Here is a 17,609-nt window from a genome sequence, read left to right on the forward strand (position 1 = left end):
AGAGCGCTGATCCGCCCTTCATCTGGCTACAAATATCCCGGGGAGCGCGAGGGGCGTCGTCCATCGTTCTCGAACCATGGACGACCCTCGCTGCCCAACCCGGATCACCCATGCATCGCTTTCCAGACGCGCGCCGGAGAGACAGGCATGTCGATATGTTCGACCTTGTTCCCGGCCCGGTGCAGTGCATCGATCACCGCGTTGACCACTGCAGGTGGCGATCCGATGGCCCCGGCCTCGCCGCAGCCTTTCACGCCCAGCGGGTTGTGGGTGCACGGCGTCTGGCAGGAATGGTCCACGTTCATCATCGGCATGTCATCAGCGCGCGGCATGGTGTAGTCCATGAATGACCCGCTCAACAGCTGGCCATTCTCGTCATAGACACAGTTTTCCATCATCGCCTGTCCGATGCCCTGGGCCAGACCGCCATGGACCTGACCTTCGACGATCATCGGATTGATGACATTGCCGAAATCATCGGCCGCAGTGAAGCCCAGCATGTCCACTTCGCCGGTTTCGGGATCCACTTCCACCTCGCAGATATAGGCGCCCGACGGGTAGGTGAAGTTGGCCGGATCATAGAACGCGCTTTCCTCAAGGCCCGGTTCGATCTCTTCCAGCGGGTAGTTATGCGGCACGTAAGCGGCCAAGGTGACATCCCCCCAGGCCACCGATTTGTCGGTGCCCGCCACGCTGAACTGACCGTCCTTTAGCTCAATATCCGCCTCCGAGGCTTCCATCAGATGGGCCGCGATCTTCTTGGCCTTGTTGATGATTTTCTCGGTGGCGCGCACCATGGCCGAGCCACCCACCGCGATGGAACGGGACCCGTAAGTTCCCATACCCATGGGCACTTTCGACGTATCGCCATGCACGATGTCGATCTGGCTGGCATCCACGCCGATCATTTCGGCCACGACTTGTGCAAAGGTGGTTTCATGCCCCTGACCATGGCTGTGTGAGCCGGTAAAGACGCTGATCGAGCCGGTGGCATTGACGCGTACGGTGGCGGATTCATAGAGCCCGGCGCGCGCACCCAATTGCCCCACGAGGTTTGACGGCGCGATGCCGCAAGCCTCGATGTAATGCGCTACCCCGATGCCGCGCAGCTTGCCGCGCGCTTCGCTTTCTGCACGGCGCGCCTCGAAATCGGCATAGCCGGAGATCTCCAGCGCCTTGTCCATCGTCGCCTGATAATTGCCGGTGTCATAGCTGACCGCCACGGGCGTGTCATAGGGGAACTGGTCGGGCTGGATGAAGTTAATCCGACGCAGCTCGACCGGGTCGATATCCAGTTCACGCGCGGCCTTGTCGATGACACGTTCCAGCTGGAAGGTCGCCTCGGGCCGCCCGGCTCCGCGATAGGCGTCCACCGGCACGGTGTTGGTAAAGACCGCCTTTACGTTCACATAGATGAGCGGTGTCGTATAGTTGCCCGCCATCAGAGTGCCATGCAGCCACGTCGGCACCGAAGGCGCGAAGGTCGACAGATATGCCCCCATATTGGCGTAAGTGTCGGTACGGATCGCGGTAAACTTGTGGTTCTCGTCCATCGCGAGTTCGATCTTGGTCACGTGATCGCGGCCATGCGCGTCCGAGATGAAGGCCTCGGAACGTGAACAGGTCCATTTTACAGGACGGTTCAGCGCCTTGGCGGCAAAGGTCACGAACGCCTCCTCCGCGTAGTGGAAGATCTTGGCACCAAAGCCACCGCCCACGTCAGGGGCCACCACCCGCAGCTTATGCTCGGGGATGCCCAGCACAAAGGCGCCCATCAGCAATCGGATCACGTGCGGGTTCTGACTGGTGGTGTAGAGCGTGTGCTCATCATTGGCGCGATTGTAGTCGCCAACGGCAACGCGCGGCTCCATCGGGTTGGCCACCAGACGGTTATTCACCAGTTCCAGCGTGGTGACGTGGGCGGCTGATTTGATCGCCTCGTCCACCGCCTCGCGGTTTTCTTCGACAAAACCCCAGTCATAGCAGAGGTTTGAGGTCAGATCGTCATGCACCTTTGTGGCGCCGTCGGCGACGGCCGCCTTCATATCCATGACGGCTTCAAGCTCTTCGATGTCGATCTCGACCGCCTCGGCGGCATCGCGGGCCAGATCCGGCGTGTCGGCAACGACAACGGCGATCGGGTCGCCTACGTGGCGCACCTTGCCTTCGGCGAGGATCGGGTGCTTGGGCTCCTGCATCGCTTCACCATGCCGGTCGGTCACCTGCCAGCCGCAGGGCATGCCTCCGGCTTCCGCAAAATCGGCAGAGGTAAAGACCTTGAGCACGCCGTCCATCGCTTCGGCGGCAGAGGCGTCGATATTGTTGATCTTACCATGCGCCGCATCAGAGCGGATAAACCAGGCGTAGGCCTGGCCATGGATGTTGATGTCGTCGGTATAATTTCCAGTTCCGGTCAAAAACCGGACGTCCTCGCGCCGCTTCGGGCTGGCGCCGATGCCACTATCTTTAGGCATGTGATTTCTCCTCCCTGGGTCCGGTTATTCTGCGGCCACGGCCGGGACGTCCTGGCCGCTGGCGGCCAGAATGGCGCGGACGATGTTGTGATAGCCGGTGCAGCGGCAGATATTGCCCTCCAGATAGTGGCGGATTTCCGCTTCGCTGGGTATGGGGTTCTCCTTGAGCAGCGCCGCCGCGCTCATCACCATGCCCGGCGTGCAAAAGCCACATTGCAGGCCGTGATAGTCCTGAAACGCCTGCTGAATCACGTTGAGCGAGCCATCGGCATTGGCCTGGCCTTCGATCGTGTCCACCTCTGCGCCATCGGCCTCGGCGGCGAACATGGTGCAGCTTTTAACGGCCTTGCCATTCACATGCACGACGCAGGCGCCGCATTGGCTGGTGTCGCAGCCCACATGGGTCCCGGTCAGCCCCAGCTCATCGCGCAGGAAGGACGATAGCAATGTGCGCCCCTCTGCATCGCCGGACCTGGGTTTCCCGTTGATCGTCATGGTCACCTTGGTCATATGACCTTTCCTCCCTAGTTATCTTGCTTGCTGCCCAGAACACGCCCGAGCCAGCCCTTTTTCTTGCCTTCCCCATCTCCATCTTGGGATGATTCATCGTTTTCGGCTACAGTTTCTTCAGCCGTCCCTTCGACAGCCTGCTGAAACCTTTCGAAAAACTGGTCGGCCATCTTCTTGGCAAAGCCGTCGATGATACGGCTGCCAAGCTGCGCCAGCTTGCCGCCAACCTTGGCTTCGACATCATAGTCCAGCCGCGTCGCGCCATTGTCGCCATCGCTGAGTTTCACCTTGGCGCCACCCTTGGCAAAGCCTGCGGCACCACCCTTGCCCTCACCGGTCAGTGTCAGGCTTTCGCCGTCAACCACATCCGAGATGGTCACCGCGCCCTTGAACGTGGCCTTCACGGGGCCGACTTTCTGCACAACGACTGCCTCGAATCCGTCGACGGCAGACCCGGTCATTTCCTGACAACCCGGTACACAGTCCTTGAGGGTTTCGGCAGAAAGCAGGTTGGCCCAGACCTCGGGGCGGGGAGCGGCGATTTCGCGGCTATCGCTCAGTTGCATGCTGTAATCTCCAAATTATGGGTCGAACCTATGCGCAAGGGACAGCCGGGCATATTCGACCAAAGGCGCAGTTGCGCATCCAGGTGCCGCGCGCCAATGGCACGCTGGTCAGTTTCCTCACATCTCTGCATTGCCGCCCCGACCGTTCAGCACCTAAGATGCGATATGGCATCTTGCTCGCAACCGACATGCCAGCGCAACTGAAAGAAAACCATGAGCAGTTTGACGGAACGACCGGCCCCCGATTTCAACTCTGCCCTGATCGTGGATGATCATCCGCTTTTTTGTGACGCGCTGTCGATGACACTGAAGGCGCTGATCGGAATCAGCGATGTCTGGACGGCGGCCGACCTGGACAGTGCTGTGCAGACAGTAACACGGAACGGTTCGCCCGATGTGATCGTGCTGGACCTGAACTTGCCCGATGTGAACGGGCTGGAGGGGTTGGTGCGGCTTAGGAACATCGTCAAGGCGCCGGTGATTGTGGTGTCCTCGCTGGCGGATAACCGGGTCATAAGCTCGGCCATCCATGCGGGCGCGTCAGGGTTCGTGCCCAAACACAGCCAGCGCGAGGTGTTTGAGGCTGCCTTCCGGTCATTGCGCGACGGACAGCGCTTTCTGCCGCCGGGCCATGTGCTGCTGGATCGCGAAGAGGCGGGTCCAGACGACGCGCTCTCGCGCCTGGCATCGCTGACCAAGCAGCAGGCACGCATCCTGCAGCTGATCTGTGAGGGCAAACTGAACAAGCAGATCGCCTATGACCTGTCGATTGCCGAAACCACGGTCAAGGCGCATGTCACTGCGATCATGCGTAAGCTGGGGGTGCAGAGCCGGACACAAGCGGTGCTGATCGCCAAAGGCAGCAGTTTCGGCAACAGCTTGCAAGACGGTATCTGAGCCGCGTACCATCCGCCGACAGAATTGGGAGGAGACCCGATGAGCCAGGCCCATGGTCTTGCGCGGGCGCTTGGCAGCGCCCCGGACCTCGTGCGCTCAGCCTTTGCAGATGCTAGCGACCCCGACGCGGTCGATCATCTTGCACGCGATCTGAATCCTGCGGATCTGGGGCTCGTGATCTTGTTCGTGTCCCCCAGGGCAAATCTGTTGCAGGTGATTGCGCGAGCAAAGCAGCAGTTCGCTCCGGCGCTGGTGGTGGGTTGCACCACCGCTGGCGAATTGTCCGAGCAGGGATATACCGATGGTGAGATCGTTGCCATTGGCCTGCCGCGCAGCAATTTTTGCACGCGGGTGCTGCCGATTGACGATCTGGACAATTATGACGGGCAGGGTCTGATCGACCAGATCATCCGGCACCGCAACGAGATGGTGCGCGAAACGCCAGACTGGCAATTCGAGTTCACCTTCATGATGATCGACGGCTTATCGCTCAAAGAGGACGCGCTGACCGCCGATCTGGCACCCGGTCTTGGCCCGGTGCCACTTTTTGGTGGCTCGTCGGCGGACGGCACCGATTTTAACCGGACCTATATCCTCTATGACGGCGTTGCGCGGTCGAACGCGGCGGCGCTGGTTCAGGTCCGCACCAATTGCCCGATCCGGGTCTTCAATACCGATCACCTGCTGCCCACCGAGCAGCGTATGGTGGTGACCGGGGCCGATCCGGCGCGTCGGATCGTGCATGAGATCAACGCCGAGCCCGCCGCGCGCGAATATGCCCGCCTGCTTGGCAAGGACCCGGAGCAACTTGACACGTTTACATTCGCGGCCCATCCGGTGGTGGTGCGGCTGGGCGGGCAGCATCATGTCCGGTCTATTCAGCGGGTCGCAGACAATGGCGATCTGGTGTTTTTTTCCGCCATTGATGAGGGGGTCGTACTGACCTTGGCCGATCCGCGCGATATGGGCGAGCACCTGCAATCGGAACTGGATGCTCTGAACGCTGATGGTCCGCCGGATATCATTTTGGCCTGTGACTGCCTGCTGCGCAAACTTGAGGCGCAGCAAAAGCAGAAAACCGGTCAGCTGTCGCGCATTCTGTCGGAAAATCGCGTGGTCGGCTTCAGCACCTATGGCGAGCAGGTCAACTCGATGCATGTGAACCAGACCCTGACCGGCGTTGCAATCTACCCGCCCGAAGGGTGTTGAGCCATGTCGCATGCGCTGATCAATCCGCAGGATTCGCTGGCCCGGCAGAACGAAAAACTGCTCAAGATCACCGAAACGCTGATGCGCCGGGTCGAGCAGAATACCGATGCCTCGGGTCTGGCCTATGCCCAGTTCCAGCGCGCTGCGATGCTGGAGGAGGAAGTCCGCGCACGCACGCATGATCTGGAACGCGCGCTTGAGCTGCTCAACGAGTCCAATGCCAAGCTGGCCATCGCCAACCGCGAGACCGAGGCCGCGCGTTCGAACCTCGCCAATGCGATTGAGACTGTGCAGGAAGGGTTTGCGCTGTTCAACGCGGATGATGAACTGGTGATGTGCAACAGCCGCTTCGGGATGCACATGCCCGATATCCGGCCACAGCTGAAACCGGGGCTGATGTTCCCCGATTATGTGCAGATCGTAAGCCAAAGCATGTTCCTGTCGCTGCCAGAGGGGGAAGCGCCAGCAGACTGGGCGCAACGGCGGATGAAGCATCATCAGGACAATTCGGTGATCTTCAACGCACGGATGACCGGCAAGCGCTGGGTGCAGGTGAGCGAACATCGCACGCCAGATGGCGGCACCGTGATCCTGCAGACCGATGTGACCGACATTATGCGTCTGGAGCGCCGCGAGCGTGAGCGTATGCGAGATGATCAGGCGCGGCTGATCCGCGCCACGCTGGAACATCTCAAGCAGGGCGTCTGCATCTTTGACACGCAAGGCAGGCTGGTGGGCTGGAACCGCCGGGTGGGCGAGCTGCTGTCGATCCCGGTGGGCCGGTTCCAGATCGGCAACCGCTTTGCGACGATCTTTGAACGGCTGCGCGACGATTACAGCTTTTCCGCCGATGCCTCGCCCCGGCAGGTACAGGCCTGGGCGGGGCAGGAGGGTAAGCGGCCTCCGCTCACATTCGAGATTCAGGGGCGCGGCGGACGTGTTCTGACTGTCTTCATGCAGCAGATGCCAGATGGCGGCTTCGTGATCAGCTTTACCGATGTCACCGCTGAGCGGCAGGCGATACGGGCGGTGACCGAGGCCAAGGAAACACTGGAGCAACGGGTTCTGGACCGCACGCTTGAGCTTGAGGATGCGCTGGCAGAAGCCGAGCGCGCCAACGCCTCGAAATCGCGCTTCGTCGCGGCGGCCTCGCATGACCTGCTGCAACCGCTCTCGGCGGCCAAGCTGTATCTGTCGTCGCTGGAACAGGATTTGGCCGGGGACCGGTCGGGCGCGATGGCCTCCAAGGCGGCCAATGCCCTGCAGAGTGTCGAGAACATTCTGGGCGCGCTGCTCGATATCTCGAAGCTGGATTCGGGGCAGGCCAGCGTGCATCTGGTGCCGATCTCGCTTGATCTGATGTTAAGCCAGCTCTGCGACGAGTTGCGCCCGATGGCAAACGCCAAGGGTCTGGAGTTCCAGGTGCTGCGCAGCGGTGCACAGGTGCTCAGCGACGCCACCTATCTGCAGCGCATCCTGCAAAACCTGATCTCAAACGCGATCCGGTACACGGATTCCGGTCGGGTGCTGGTGGGCGCGCGGCAACTGAGGCATTCGGTGCGGGTCGAGGTCTGGGACACCGGGCCGGGCATCGCGGAGCATGAGCAGGACCAGATTTTTGGCGAGTTCCAGCGCCTAAACGCCACCGCCAGCGCCGCCGACGGGATGGGGCTGGGTCTGGCCATTGTGGAGCGGGCCTGCGCGCTGCTGGGCCATCCGCTGGGTCTATCGTCATGGCCGGGCAGGGGGACGGTGTTTTCGGTTGAACTGCCCAGGGCAGGGCGGGCTGATGTCCCGACCGCCGATGAGGTGCCCATCGAGCGGTCAGAGAGCGGCCAGATCGCCCATCGGATCGTGCTGCTGATTGAGAACGACGCAGAGCTGCGCAATGCGCTGAGTGTGACGATGGAGCAATGGGGCCTCGATGTGCTGGCCTGCTGTGGTGAGGACGAGGCCATCGCCTTGCTGGATGAAATCGGCGTCGCCCCCGATGTGGTGGTCGCGGATATGCAGTTGGATGACGGGCGGTTGGGCTCTGATGTGGTTATGGCGCTGCGCAGCCGCTTCGGGCCGCTGCCGGCCTGTCTGATCTCGGCCGATCGTAGCCCTGCCTTAAAAGACGCGGCGGGTCGGCTGGGCGCGCTTCTGCTGCATAAGCCGTTTGATCCGGCCGCGCTAAAGGCGTATCTGGCAGGTCTGCCCGGTTGAACGTCGAGGTGTTCCGGGCCGCAAAGCGGAGGCAGCGATGAAGATCATCATAGATACCGATCCCGGCGTGGATGACGCGATGGCGATCTTTTATGCCCACGCTGCACCGGATATCGAACTTGTGGGGCTGACCACCGTTTTCGGCAATGTCTGGGTCGAACAGGCGACCCGCAACGCCAACTACCTGATGGAGTTTCTGGGCGCGGATTGCCCGGTGGCGCAGGGGGCCGCAGAGCCATATGAGATCACCGGTTTCCAGCCCTCGGCACATGTGCACGGGCCAGAAGGCTTCGGCGATCATGTGGAGATCGAGACCGAGCGCGCGCCGATCGCGGAAAGCGCCGTAGAATTTCTGGTCCGCATGGCGCGCGAAAACCCCGGTGAGATCGTGGTTTGCGCCGTGTCTCCGCTGACCAATATCGCCGACGCGATGCGGCTGGACCCTGATTTTGTCACCAATGTCGGTCGCATCGTCATCATGGGCGGGGCCGTCGATGTGCCGGGCAATATCCGTGGCTGCGCTGAGGCCAATATCTTTCACGACCCGCATGCTGCAGCGGAGGTCTTTGCCTCGGGCGCCAAAATCACCCTCGTCGGTCTGGATGTGACCATGCAGACGCTGTGCTTGCGCGAAGATTTCATGACATTGGCCGAAACCGCACCCAGGGCTGGTGGCTTCCTGCTGCAGATCAGCGAGTTCTACCATAATTTCTATGAAACCGTGGTGGGCAAGACCGGCTGCGCCATGCATGACGCCACGGCAGTGATTGCCGCCACCCATATGGAGCTTTTCACCACTGAATCCAGCGGCTTAACCGTAGACCTGAGTGACGCGGCTCTGGGCAAAACCACTCGCGCACCGTCAAACCCTCCCGCTGAAATCTGTCTTGGTATTGATGCCGACGCGGTGAAGGCGCGGTTCTTCGACGTTGTTGCCAGCTTGGGTTAGAGGCCCATTCTGACCATTTACAACCTTGGCCAGATCAATATCGACCATCGCTATCGGATTCACCAACTGCCGACCCGGGTGAGAATCTCTCGGCGTGCGAACACATAATAGCCATTGGTGGCAAACGCCAGGCAACCCGATTGGCAGGGCTATTCTCGGTATCGCTGCGCGTTTCGCAGCAATGCCGCAGTTCGATAAAAACCGTGGGCCATCTTAGTAAATGGCATGAGCAGGAAAAAGGTCAGAACGGCGCCGAGGTGTAGGGCAAGCATCCCGGGCATCCAGGCAGTGTCTCCGACGGCGAAGAGCATCAGGCCGCTCAGCCCCGTGAAGCCAAGCAGCAAAGTGAAACCGATATCGCCGCCCCATGCACGAGGATCACCCAGAGTGCGGTCTGATTTCAGCTTCAGCCAAGTCATCCAGGCGCAGCCTAGTGTTAGCAACGCGCCACCGGGTATCCCCAGCAGTTTGGGCAGGGACCAGAACGGATATGGCGCAGGACTGTTGAAGAGGTAGTGCAGAATGGTCCCCGCACAGGTCGCCGCGAAACAGAGCAGGAAACCATACAGGATCGCCTGGTGGGCGTAGCGGCGGGATTGCGAGAAGCGGTCTTCGTCCTCGAAATTGCAGCCCTCGCCGTGACCGGCGGCCAAATCGGTCATATGAGCGGCTCGATTGAAGGCGGCATTCAGATCGGCCAACGTGAGAGGTCGCCCATCTACCATCCGCCAGTACGCGCGCAGGCTGAGGCCAATGCTGAAGAGCGGAAGCAGGAGGGCAGGGGCAAAAAGCGCAACCATGGCACTATGCGATAGGACCGCATAAAACCCATCGCCGCCCGCGGAACCAACCGCCCGGATCGCCAGAAACATAAGCGCGAACCCTGCAACCAAAGCCATTGCGATCGCGCCGCCTTGAGTATGGAATCGCTTTGCCAGCGGTTGCGGCCAGGCGAGGCTTTCCCAACTGTCGCGGCGCACCTCTGCCAGCGCTTTTGGCAGGTTCAGGTCGAACTCATGTGGGGCGGTATATTGGCAGGCATAGTAGCAACCCCGGCAGTTATGGCAGAGATTGGCCAGTTGTGTGATGTCGCCCTCCGCAAAGGCACGCTGGCTGTGAAGGGCAGGGAAGACCGAGCAATAACCTTCACAATAGCGGCAGGCATTGCAAATTTCGGCCTGTCGGCGGGCCTCCTGGATGAGATCAGTTCGCATAAGCGGCGGCCTCCCGTCCTGCGATGCGCCCGAAAACCGTTCCGATAGTCATGCCAAACCCGGCCAGATAGCCTTGGCCGAGGATCGACCCGGCCATGGTCTCACCCGCGGCCCAAAGGTTTCGTATCGGGCCAGTGGCATTGAAACATTGAGCTGTCTCGTCGACCTTCAGCCCCAGATAGGTGAACGTGACGCCGGTGCGCAGTGAATAGCCATAAAATGGCGGGGTGTTGATCGGGCGAGCCCAGTTGGTTTTGGCGGGCGCAATACCGGTAGTCGTCACGCCGTCCAACTCTGTTGGATGAAAGGCGGAGGTATCGCCGCAGGCGCTGTTGAACGCGTCCAAGGTTTCGCAGAGCTTGGCAAGAGGCAGGCCCAACATGCCCGCGAGGTTTTCGATCGTGTCAGCTTTCAGCGGCGGGAAAACCGATGGCATAAACAGGTCGAGCGACTTGCTGTCGATAATCACGTAGGCCACCTGATCCGGCTGCGCCGCAACCAACCTGCCCCAGATCGCGTAGCGTTTGGGCCAGACGTCCTCGCCCTCGTCATAGAAACGTTCGGCCTGTTTGTTGACGACGATCGAGAACGGCACGCAATCCAACCGGGTGACGATGCCGCCATCGAATTTTGGCGCACGCCCATCGATGGCAACTGCGTGGCACTGGGTCGGATCGCCCACGCTATCGATGCCCTGATCCAGCAGGTCGGCCAGCACCACGCCCCGATTGTATGGCGTGCCGCGGATCAGGAAGTTCTTGGCAGCAGGTCCCCAGGCGCGCGCCAGCCAGTCGGTATCGGCCTGAAAGCCGCCTGAGGCGACGATCACGGCGGTCGGTTCGATGCTGTGGTCGTCGCCCTGATGGGTGTAGTCGATACGCGCGATCCGATCACCGCTCAGTTCCAGATGGGTGACATGCGCCTCATAAAGAACATCCACGCCCAGCGCATCTGCGGTGCGATAATAGGCGTTCACAAGGGATTTGCCGCCGCCCATAAAAAACGCGTTTGTGCGTGCCAGAGACAATGTGCCCGATAGCGACGGCTGAAAGCGTACCCCATGCGCCTCCATCCAAGGCAGACATTCTTCGGAACTGCGGATTGCGAGCCGGGCCAGCTTCTCGTCGGTATTACCTGCTGTGACCTTTAGCAGGTCATCAAGATATTCGTTCTCACCATAAGACTCGACCAGCGGCCCCAGTGGGCCGTCATGGGCACAGCGGAAATTGCGGGTATGGCGCGAGTTACCCCCGCGGTAGGGCTTTGGTGCGGTTTCAAGGATCAGCACGCGGGCACCTGCCTCTGCTGCCGTTATGGCCGCGCACAGCGCTGCATTACCGCCCCCGATCACTGTGATGTCATAGTTGGTCATGGCGTGTTCCCTGGCTGATCCCTGCCTAACGCCGCTGGTTTAATTTGACCAATGCCACTTTTTTCGTAATTGATGCGTTATGAGCATCAATTACGATTTTGGAGATCTCGAAGCCTTTCTGGCAGTGAAGCATACCAACTCGTTCCACGCAGCGGCCGAACAGTTGAACCTGTCGCAATCTGCGGTGACGCGGCGCATCCGCAAATTGGAACTGGCGCTGGATTCGGTTCTTTTCGAACGCACGACACGCGCGGTCAAACCCACGCTTGCAGCCAAGCGGCTGCAGGCGCGGGCCGAGGCCATTCTGGACGATGCGCGCGAGACGGCACGGGCCATGCGGGACGAAAGCGTGGCCTTTGCCCATCAGCGCGGTGCGGTGGTGACGCTGGCGGCGATCCCCAGCGTTCTCGGGCGGCTGATCCTTCCGGCGCTGTGCGGGTTCCGCACGGCGGGTCATGCCACCCGCCTGCGCCTTCTGGACGGCTCTGCCAACGAGGTGGCGGAAGCGGTGACAGCGGGTGAGGCGGATTTCGGACTGTGCCCGATCCCGCTGACCGATCCGCAAACCATGTTTGAACCGCTTTTCGACGATCCGATGGTGCTGGCACTGCCGACGGGACATTCAATGGCCGGTGCAGGCAATGTGGACTGGCGTGCCCTAGCAGAAATACCGCTGATCCTTCCTGCACGCGGCACCGGCAACCGGCTGCTGATCGACGAGGCCATGGCCAAGGCGCGGCTGCCGCTGCGCTGGACATATGAGGTCGGGCGCACGTCGACGGCGCTTGATATGGTTGCGGGTGGCTTTGGCGCGGCTCCGCTGCCTCGGTCAGCCGTCGGTTCGGCACTTGTCGCGGTTTGCGAGCTGGCCGCACCAGAGATCACCCGCCCTGTAGGTTTTCTTTCCCGTATTGGTCAAAGCGACACCGCCGCTGTGGTCGCGCTCAAGACGGCGATCCGGTCAGCGGTCTAACCCGGCCAAACCCCGGGATTGATCATGTGAATCGGCGCGCCTTTATCGAAAGCGTTCACCTGATCGAAGATATCGGCGAATTGCAGGTCGAATTCATCTTCGGTGACAAAGCCTATATGCGGGGTTGCGATCAGGTTCGGGTGGGACAGCAAGGGGTCATCGGGATCGTTCAGGGGTTCGTGGTCAAAGACGTCGATGGCAGCCATATCGGGCCGCCCCGCCTCTAATGCCTGCAACAGCGCGCCGGGTGCGATCAGCCCCGCACGCGAGGTGTTGACGAAAAGTGAACTGGGCTGCATCGCAGCGAAATCCTGCGCCGTGATGATCCCGTGCGTGTTTGGCTTTAGCCGCACATGCAGCGACACGATATCGCTTTCTCCGAAGAACGCCTCGCGGCTCTCAGCAACCTGCGCCTCGTCCGCCGCTGCCCGCGCAAGGCCCTCCTCAGAAGACCACCAGACAACATCCATGCCAAAAGCCTCGGCATAACCCGCCACCGCCTTGGCGATTCTGCCATAGCCATACAGCCCCAGCTGTCGCCCGCGCAGGGTCTTGCCGACGCTTGCCTGCCAGAGCCCTGCCTTGACCGAGGCCATCTGCCGCGGCAGGTCGCGCATCCCGGCCATGATCAGGGCCCAGGTCAGTTCGGCGGCGGCGTAAGACGGCGTTCCGGCATGCATGTTGGAACACAGCAGAACCCCGTGATCGGTGCAGGCGGGCACATCTACATGCGGATAGACACTTCGCTGGCTGATCAGCCTGAGTTTGGGCAGGCGGTCCAGCAGGTCACGAGTAACATTCGTGCGCTCGCGAAAGAGGACCAGCGCCTCGGCCTCGGACAGCCGGTTGGCAAGCGTGTCGATGTCTTCGACATGGTCGGTCCAGACGGTCACGTCGTGCCCACTGAGCCGGTCAAAGCAACGCAGATGGCGCAGCGTGTCGAACCAGTCGTCGAGGATGTGAACCTTCATCGGCTTTCGATACCGCTGACCGGCTCCAACCTGCGGGGCGTGGGGACAAAAAGCGGCGCGTCAAGTGCATCAAGCGCGTTTCGCACCCTTTGGCTTTGCACCAGCAGGTGATTGAACTGTTCATCGCAGCCGGCAATCGGGGTCGGATAATTCGATATCTCATCGCGCAGTGCACGGTCTGCGAGGCGCAATTCCTGCCGGGCGATATCGAGGCATTCAGAGTAGCTGCTGATCATGACGCTCTCCATTGTATACTCTCGCATACCAAGATTGCTCACCGATTTCAAGCTGCGCCGATGCGCCTAGTGTGAGAGCAGAACGGGAACCGGTGTATCGCGCAGCACACGCGCTGTGACGCCACCAAGGAAATCCTCGCGGAATTTGGAATGCTCATAGGCCCCCATGACCAACAGACTGGGAGGCTGGTTTCGACAATAGGCGAGAAGCGCCCGCGCAACGCCTGGTTCGGCCGGGATTTGCTCGTGGGTGGCAGAGATACCATGGCGTTCGAGATGCCGGACAACATCAGACGCAGCCGAGGGGGTGTCCGTTTCGCCCACCGACAGAACGGTCAGATGGCTTTGGCTGCCGAGCAGGTTGAGGCTATCGGACAGTGCCCGCGCCGCCGCCCGCCCGCCATCCCAGGCGACCACAACGCGCGCTTGAGTGTGGCTCTCCTGGCCCTTTGGGATCATCAGGATTGGTCGACCGCTAAGCAAGGCGATGCGGTCCGGATGCAACATCACATGCGCATCGACCTGTTCGGCAAGGTCGTGTCCAGCAACCAGCAGGTCGAAACTGCGCGCTGTCTCGGACAGAACCTTGTCGACGCGGCCGGATACACGTTGGAAATGCAGCCTTTGCCCCAGACCCAGTGCATCGCGCTCCGCATCGAACCGGGCCTCGATCGCGGTCAGGATATCAGCGTTGGCATGCGCGATGATCTCGCGGGCCTTGGCGGGCACCCAGGCCGCGTGGCTGTCAACCATTTCATGCGCGGAATGCGCAAGCAGCGCGGTGACATGTCCGGTATCACCTGCCAGTTCTGCCGCGTATCTCAGCGCGGATAGCGCGCCGTCGGACCCGTTGAAGGCCACAAGGCTGTTTCGAATGCTCATGAGTTTTCCTCCGGCCCCGCCCAGATCGAGCGGGGAATATAGACATGCCCGTCGGCCAGCTTGCGTGCCGTGCGCACAAGGCCCGCGCTGATCAGGTCGAAGCCATCATCAGTCGAGAATTCGACCAGCACCTCGATCGTGCCGCTGGGATGTTCCAGAACCACCTGCGCGGGGCTAGACTTGGGTCGGGTCAGCAAACCGTCGGCGACCGTTCCCGGCGTCAATGCGCAGGAGGCCAGACATTGCGCGCCGGTCACGGCCATTGACGGGTGGGTGTTCCATGGCATGAAGTAGCGCGTCGCGATGGTTCCGCCTTCTTGCGCCTGCGCCAGAAGCCCGAATTTGGGCGTCACCGATTGCGAAACATCGCCCATGCCCATCAGAGCCCCGGCCTTGATGCGAATGGCTTCCATCCGGTCGAAGAAGGCTCGGTTTTCATCCAGTTCGGCGGCGCTCTCGTAACCGGTCAGGCCAAACGCATCGGCGCGCGCGATGACCATTGGAACGGCCACATCCATGCAGGTCACCTCGATCCCGTCGATCTCGTCGCGCAAGCTACCGGTGGGCAGGAAGGACCCCGTTGCGGCACCCACGACGCCCATGAAGTTCAGCTGCACGGGCGCAGCCTGACCGGGCACGCCGGCAATTTCTGTGGTGCCCTGATAGTCCAACTGGCCGCCCGGCGTCTGAATGCGGGCCACCACCTGCGCCCCTGTATTCACCGCACGGATGCGGATTTCGGTTTCCTCGCCCTGCGCGTCAACCAGCCCCATTTCCAGCGCCGCCGCGCCAACGCCGGACAGGATGTTGCCGCAGGTGGGTTTGAAATCGACGAGGCGATCCTCGACAGAGACCTGCGCGAAGAAATAGTCCACATCCGCCCAGTTATCCATACTGCGCGACAGCATCGCCACTTTGGTGGTGACCGCCGCCCCACCGCCGATCCCGTCAATATTCAGCGGATGGCCCGAACCTAGAACGGCAATCAGCGTGTCGGCCAGTTGATCCAGATCTTCGGGCAGATCGCTGCGCAGGAAATACGGTCCGCGGGATGTGCCACCGCGCATGAAAACATAGGGGATCGCGGTCTGGGTCATTTCAGCGGCCATGGCAGATCCACCGCGCTCTGCAAGAGACCTGGCGGGAAGTCGCGGTTTAGCGCGCCGGCCATCAGGCACATGAACGCGATACCAGCCGCGGTCAGGATCAGCGTCATCCGCCAGTCGGCCCCGGCCCGGACGCGGAAGAAGGTGATCAGGAAGCCGATCAGCGCGAGGATGAAGCCCACGATCCAGGTCGCGGCGATCAGCCCGGCAAACCAGGCCAGTGTCGACCACAACCCGTATGGCGCGTCAGCGTCCTCGCCCGCGACTTCTTTGTCGGCAAAGATCACATCGCCCTCGGGGCGGCGCATCATCTGCACCAGCAGGATCGCGCAGCAGGCCAGCGAGAAGCCCCCGATCACCAGCGGGATGACCTTGTCGGTCATGTTGTAGTCGGGGATCATGTTGGCATTGACCAGCGCGGTGATCAGATAGGCCATGATGACCAGCAGAAAGACCAGCGGTGCGCGCTTGGAGCCGGACTGCACGTCACCCTCTGCCATGATGGTCTTGGCCTGCCGAATACCCAGCACGACCGAGACCACCGTGATGATGATCAGGACAATCACGATGGGGCTGAAGATGTAGTCCATCCCTTCCTCGAAGCTTTTACGGAACCTGAAGGACGCGATCTGAAACGCCTGATTGGTGAATTTCTCGACCGGGTTCGACAGCACGAACCCGATCAGGAAGGCCGGGCGCGACCAGTCGAAACGGCGCAGGAAAATGCCGATCAGACCGATGCTGAACAGCGCCAGCAGGTCCTCGAAATTCTGCCCCGACTGGAACGCGGCAAAGCTGATCAGCATGAACAGGAATGGCGCCAGATAGGTGAAGCGGATCGTGGTCAGCTTGGCGATCCCGCCCGAGGCCGCGATACACAGGATGGTGCCCACCACATTGGCCAGCGCCAGCAGCCACACGATGGAATAGGTGATGTCCAGATTGTCCTTCAGCATGCCCGGACCAACCTCGATATCGCCCGAGCCGAGCAAGGCGACGGCCCCGATGAAGATCGCCATCGAGCCGGAACCGGGAATACCGAAAAGCAGAGTCGGCACCAGCCCGCCGCCTTCCTTGGCATTGTTCGAGCTTTCCGGCCCAATGATGCCGCGCACCTCGCCCTTGCCGAAATTGGACTTGTCCTTGGTGGTCTGCACCGAATGCCCATAGGCAATCCAGTCAACAACGGACCCGCCGAGGCCTGGGATCACACCCACGGCCACACCGATGACCGAGCAGCGAACCGACAGCCAGATATTGGCGAACCAGTCGCGGATGCCGTCGAACCAGCCCGCGCCGAGCGACGCGCCTTTGGCGATGGACCGGTCCTGCCGCAGCAGCGAGACGATCTCGGGTACTGCGAAGATGCCGAGCCCGACGATGACCAGTTTCAGCCCGTCGGTGAGATAGGGGATATCATAGGTCGCCATGCGCAGGCTGCCGCCTGCATCAGCCTCGCCGATCGTTCCGATCATCAGGCCAAGCCCGGCTGCAGCCATGCCTTTGAGCGCGATGCGACCGGCCAGCACCGCCACCATCGACAGGCCCAGAATGGTGATCATCAGCATCTCGGGCAGGCCGAAGGCCAGCACGATGGGGCGTGCCACAAGGATGAAGACGGTCAGGAAGGTGGCCCCGACGAGACCGCCAAAAAGCGATGAGGCAAAGGCAGCAGACAGCGCTCGTGCGGCCTGGCCGTTCTTGGCCATGGGAAACCCGTCCAGCACCGTGGCCTGCGAGGCCGAGCTGCCCGGGATGCCCATCAGCACCGACGCAAACGTGTCCGAAGTCGGGACCACAGCAACCATGCCGATCATCAGGGCGAGGCCATAGACTGGCTCCATCCCGAACATGAACGGCAAGAGCAGGGAAAGCCCCGCAATGCCGCCGAGGCCGGGGAAGACACCGACGCAGAGGCCCATAACGACCCCCAGCACGAGGTAGCCGAGAACAACAGGTTGCAGGATCAGAGCCCAGGCATGCCCGAGCTCAGGAAGAGCCGTCGCGAGAATCTCCATGGGAGCCGCTTTCCGTCATTGAAA

General features: G+C 61.4%; 15 protein-coding genes. 5 read left to right on the top strand and 10 right to left on the bottom strand.

Going from position 1 to position 17,609, the window contains the following annotated elements:
• Positions 1 to 104: 104 nt before the first annotated feature.
• Genes Q5Y75_RS18275 through Q5Y75_RS18285 form a run of 3 tightly spaced genes read right to left on the bottom strand, consistent with a single transcriptional unit; the run spans position 105 to position 3,550 of the window.
• Entirely contained in the window at positions 105 to 2,474 is a 2,370-nt protein-coding gene (locus Q5Y75_RS18275; RefSeq protein WP_306200228.1) for a xanthine dehydrogenase family protein molybdopterin-binding subunit, read from the bottom strand.
• 24 nt (positions 2,475 to 2,498) lie between these two features.
• Complete coding sequence (locus Q5Y75_RS18280) at positions 2,499 to 2,984, bottom strand: (2Fe-2S)-binding protein (RefSeq protein WP_306200230.1); 486 nt, start codon at positions 2,982 to 2,984, stop codon at positions 2,499 to 2,501.
• Positions 2,985 to 2,998: 14 nt separating this feature from the next.
• A complete protein-coding gene (locus Q5Y75_RS18285; RefSeq protein WP_306200232.1) occupies positions 2,999 to 3,550 on the bottom strand; it encodes an SRPBCC family protein in 552 nt (183 codons plus the stop codon).
• Positions 3,551 to 3,763: 213 nt separating this feature from the next.
• On the opposite strand from Q5Y75_RS18285, the gene Q5Y75_RS18290 reads away from it, so the two are divergent.
• Genes Q5Y75_RS18290 through Q5Y75_RS18305 form a run of 4 tightly spaced genes read left to right on the top strand, consistent with a single transcriptional unit; the run spans position 3,764 to position 8,813 of the window.
• Positions 3,764 to 4,447 (top strand): LuxR C-terminal-related transcriptional regulator, encoded by a 684-nt coding sequence (locus Q5Y75_RS18290; RefSeq protein WP_306200234.1) that lies wholly within the window; start codon positions 3,764 to 3,766, stop codon positions 4,445 to 4,447.
• Positions 4,448 to 4,486: 39 nt separating this feature from the next.
• Entirely contained in the window at positions 4,487 to 5,656 is a 1,170-nt protein-coding gene (locus Q5Y75_RS18295; protein WP_306200236.1) for an FIST N-terminal domain-containing protein, read from the top strand.
• Positions 5,657 to 5,659: 3 nt separating this feature from the next.
• Complete coding sequence (locus tag Q5Y75_RS18300; RefSeq protein ID WP_306200238.1) at positions 5,660 to 7,864, top strand: PAS-domain containing protein; 2,205 nt, start codon at positions 5,660 to 5,662, stop codon at positions 7,862 to 7,864.
• Between the two features lie 37 nt (positions 7,865 to 7,901).
• A complete protein-coding gene (locus Q5Y75_RS18305) occupies positions 7,902 to 8,813 on the top strand; it encodes a nucleoside hydrolase (RefSeq protein ID WP_306200240.1) in 912 nt (303 codons plus the stop codon).
• A gap of 149 nt (positions 8,814 to 8,962) precedes the next feature.
• Here the strand turns inward: Q5Y75_RS18305 and tcuB are convergent, their stop codons facing one another.
• Both tcuB and tcuA read right to left on the bottom strand, forming a co-directional pair.
• Positions 8,963 to 10,027: a tricarballylate utilization 4Fe-4S protein TcuB gene (tcuB, locus tag Q5Y75_RS18310; RefSeq protein WP_306200241.1), complete on the bottom strand. Its 1,065-nt coding sequence runs from the start codon at positions 10,025 to 10,027 to the stop codon at positions 8,963 to 8,965.
• On the bottom strand, positions 10,017 to 11,399 hold the full coding sequence (gene tcuA / locus Q5Y75_RS18315) for an FAD-dependent tricarballylate dehydrogenase TcuA (RefSeq protein WP_306200243.1): 1,383 nt from the start codon (positions 11,397 to 11,399) through the stop codon (positions 10,017 to 10,019). Before tcuA ends, tcuB begins: the two co-directional genes overlap by 11 nt.
• Before the next feature lie 79 nt (positions 11,400 to 11,478).
• Between tcuA and Q5Y75_RS18320 the strand changes: the two genes are divergently transcribed.
• A complete protein-coding gene (locus tag Q5Y75_RS18320) occupies positions 11,479 to 12,372 on the top strand; it encodes a LysR family transcriptional regulator (RefSeq protein WP_306200245.1) in 894 nt (297 codons plus the stop codon).
• On the opposite strand, the gene Q5Y75_RS18325 is transcribed toward Q5Y75_RS18320, so the two are convergent.
• The 5 genes from Q5Y75_RS18325 to Q5Y75_RS18345 form a co-directional block, all read right to left on the bottom strand.
• Positions 12,369 to 13,343, bottom strand: a complete 975-nt coding sequence (locus Q5Y75_RS18325) for a D-2-hydroxyacid dehydrogenase family protein (RefSeq protein ID WP_306200246.1) — start codon at positions 13,341 to 13,343, stop codon at positions 12,369 to 12,371. The two genes, Q5Y75_RS18320 and Q5Y75_RS18325, sit on opposite strands and share 4 nt — an antisense overlap.
• Positions 13,340 to 13,579 (bottom strand): hypothetical protein, encoded by a 240-nt coding sequence (locus Q5Y75_RS18330; protein WP_306200248.1) that lies wholly within the window; start codon positions 13,577 to 13,579, stop codon positions 13,340 to 13,342. Before Q5Y75_RS18330 ends, Q5Y75_RS18325 begins: the two co-directional genes overlap by 4 nt.
• A gap of 66 nt (positions 13,580 to 13,645) precedes the next feature.
• Positions 13,646 to 14,461 (bottom strand): universal stress protein, encoded by an 816-nt coding sequence (locus tag Q5Y75_RS18335; RefSeq protein ID WP_306200250.1) that lies wholly within the window; start codon positions 14,459 to 14,461, stop codon positions 13,646 to 13,648.
• Positions 14,458 to 15,558 carry a 4-oxalomesaconate tautomerase gene (locus Q5Y75_RS18340; RefSeq protein WP_306200286.1) on the bottom strand — a complete coding sequence of 367 codons (1,101 nt, stop codon included), beginning with the start codon at positions 15,556 to 15,558 and terminating at the stop codon, positions 14,458 to 14,460. Before Q5Y75_RS18340 ends, Q5Y75_RS18335 begins: the two co-directional genes overlap by 4 nt.
• Positions 15,555 to 17,585: a tripartite tricarboxylate transporter permease gene (locus Q5Y75_RS18345; RefSeq protein WP_306200252.1), complete on the bottom strand. Its 2,031-nt coding sequence runs from the start codon at positions 17,583 to 17,585 to the stop codon at positions 15,555 to 15,557. Before Q5Y75_RS18345 ends, Q5Y75_RS18340 begins: the two co-directional genes overlap by 4 nt.
• Positions 17,586 to 17,609 lie beyond the last annotated feature (24 nt).

It is taken from the genome of Ruegeria discodermiae (assembly GCF_030758345.1).
Classification (GTDB): domain Bacteria; phylum Pseudomonadota; class Alphaproteobacteria; order Rhodobacterales; family Rhodobacteraceae; genus Ruegeria_C.

Bases quoted from the DNA above. Each gene is read 5' to 3' on its own strand.
- Q5Y75_RS18345 (WP_306200252.1), bottom strand. From the start codon at position 17,585: ATGGAGATTCTCGCGACGGCTCTTCCTGAGCTCGGGCATGCCTGGGCT.
- tcuA (WP_306200243.1), bottom strand. From the start codon at position 11,399: ATGACCAACTATGACATCACAGTGATCGGGGGCGGTAATGCAGCGCTG.
- Q5Y75_RS18305 (WP_306200240.1), top strand. From the start codon at position 7,902: ATGAAGATCATCATAGATACCGATCCCGGCGTGGATGACGCGATGGCG.
- Q5Y75_RS18320 (WP_306200245.1), top strand. From the start codon at position 11,479: ATGAGCATCAATTACGATTTTGGAGATCTCGAAGCCTTTCTGGCAGTG.
- Q5Y75_RS18295 (WP_306200236.1), top strand. From the start codon at position 4,487: ATGAGCCAGGCCCATGGTCTTGCGCGGGCGCTTGGCAGCGCCCCGGAC.
- Q5Y75_RS18275 (WP_306200228.1), bottom strand. From the start codon at position 2,474: ATGCCTAAAGATAGTGGCATCGGCGCCAGCCCGAAGCGGCGCGAGGAC.
- Q5Y75_RS18330 (WP_306200248.1), bottom strand. From the start codon at position 13,579: ATGATCAGCAGCTACTCTGAATGCCTCGATATCGCCCGGCAGGAATTG.
- tcuB (WP_306200241.1), bottom strand. From the start codon at position 10,027: ATGCGAACTGATCTCATCCAGGAGGCCCGCCGACAGGCCGAAATTTGC.
- Q5Y75_RS18340 (WP_306200286.1), bottom strand. From the start codon at position 15,558: ATGACCCAGACCGCGATCCCCTATGTTTTCATGCGCGGTGGCACATCC.
- Q5Y75_RS18325 (WP_306200246.1), bottom strand. From the start codon at position 13,343: ATGAAGGTTCACATCCTCGACGACTGGTTCGACACGCTGCGCCATCTG.
- Q5Y75_RS18280 (WP_306200230.1), bottom strand. From the start codon at position 2,984: ATGACCAAGGTGACCATGACGATCAACGGGAAACCCAGGTCCGGCGAT.
- Q5Y75_RS18300 (WP_306200238.1), top strand. From the start codon at position 5,660: ATGTCGCATGCGCTGATCAATCCGCAGGATTCGCTGGCCCGGCAGAAC.
- Q5Y75_RS18285 (WP_306200232.1), bottom strand. From the start codon at position 3,550: ATGCAACTGAGCGATAGCCGCGAAATCGCCGCTCCCCGCCCCGAGGTC.
- Q5Y75_RS18335 (WP_306200250.1), bottom strand. From the start codon at position 14,461: ATGAGCATTCGAAACAGCCTTGTGGCCTTCAACGGGTCCGACGGCGCG.
- Q5Y75_RS18290 (WP_306200234.1), top strand. From the start codon at position 3,764: ATGAGCAGTTTGACGGAACGACCGGCCCCCGATTTCAACTCTGCCCTG.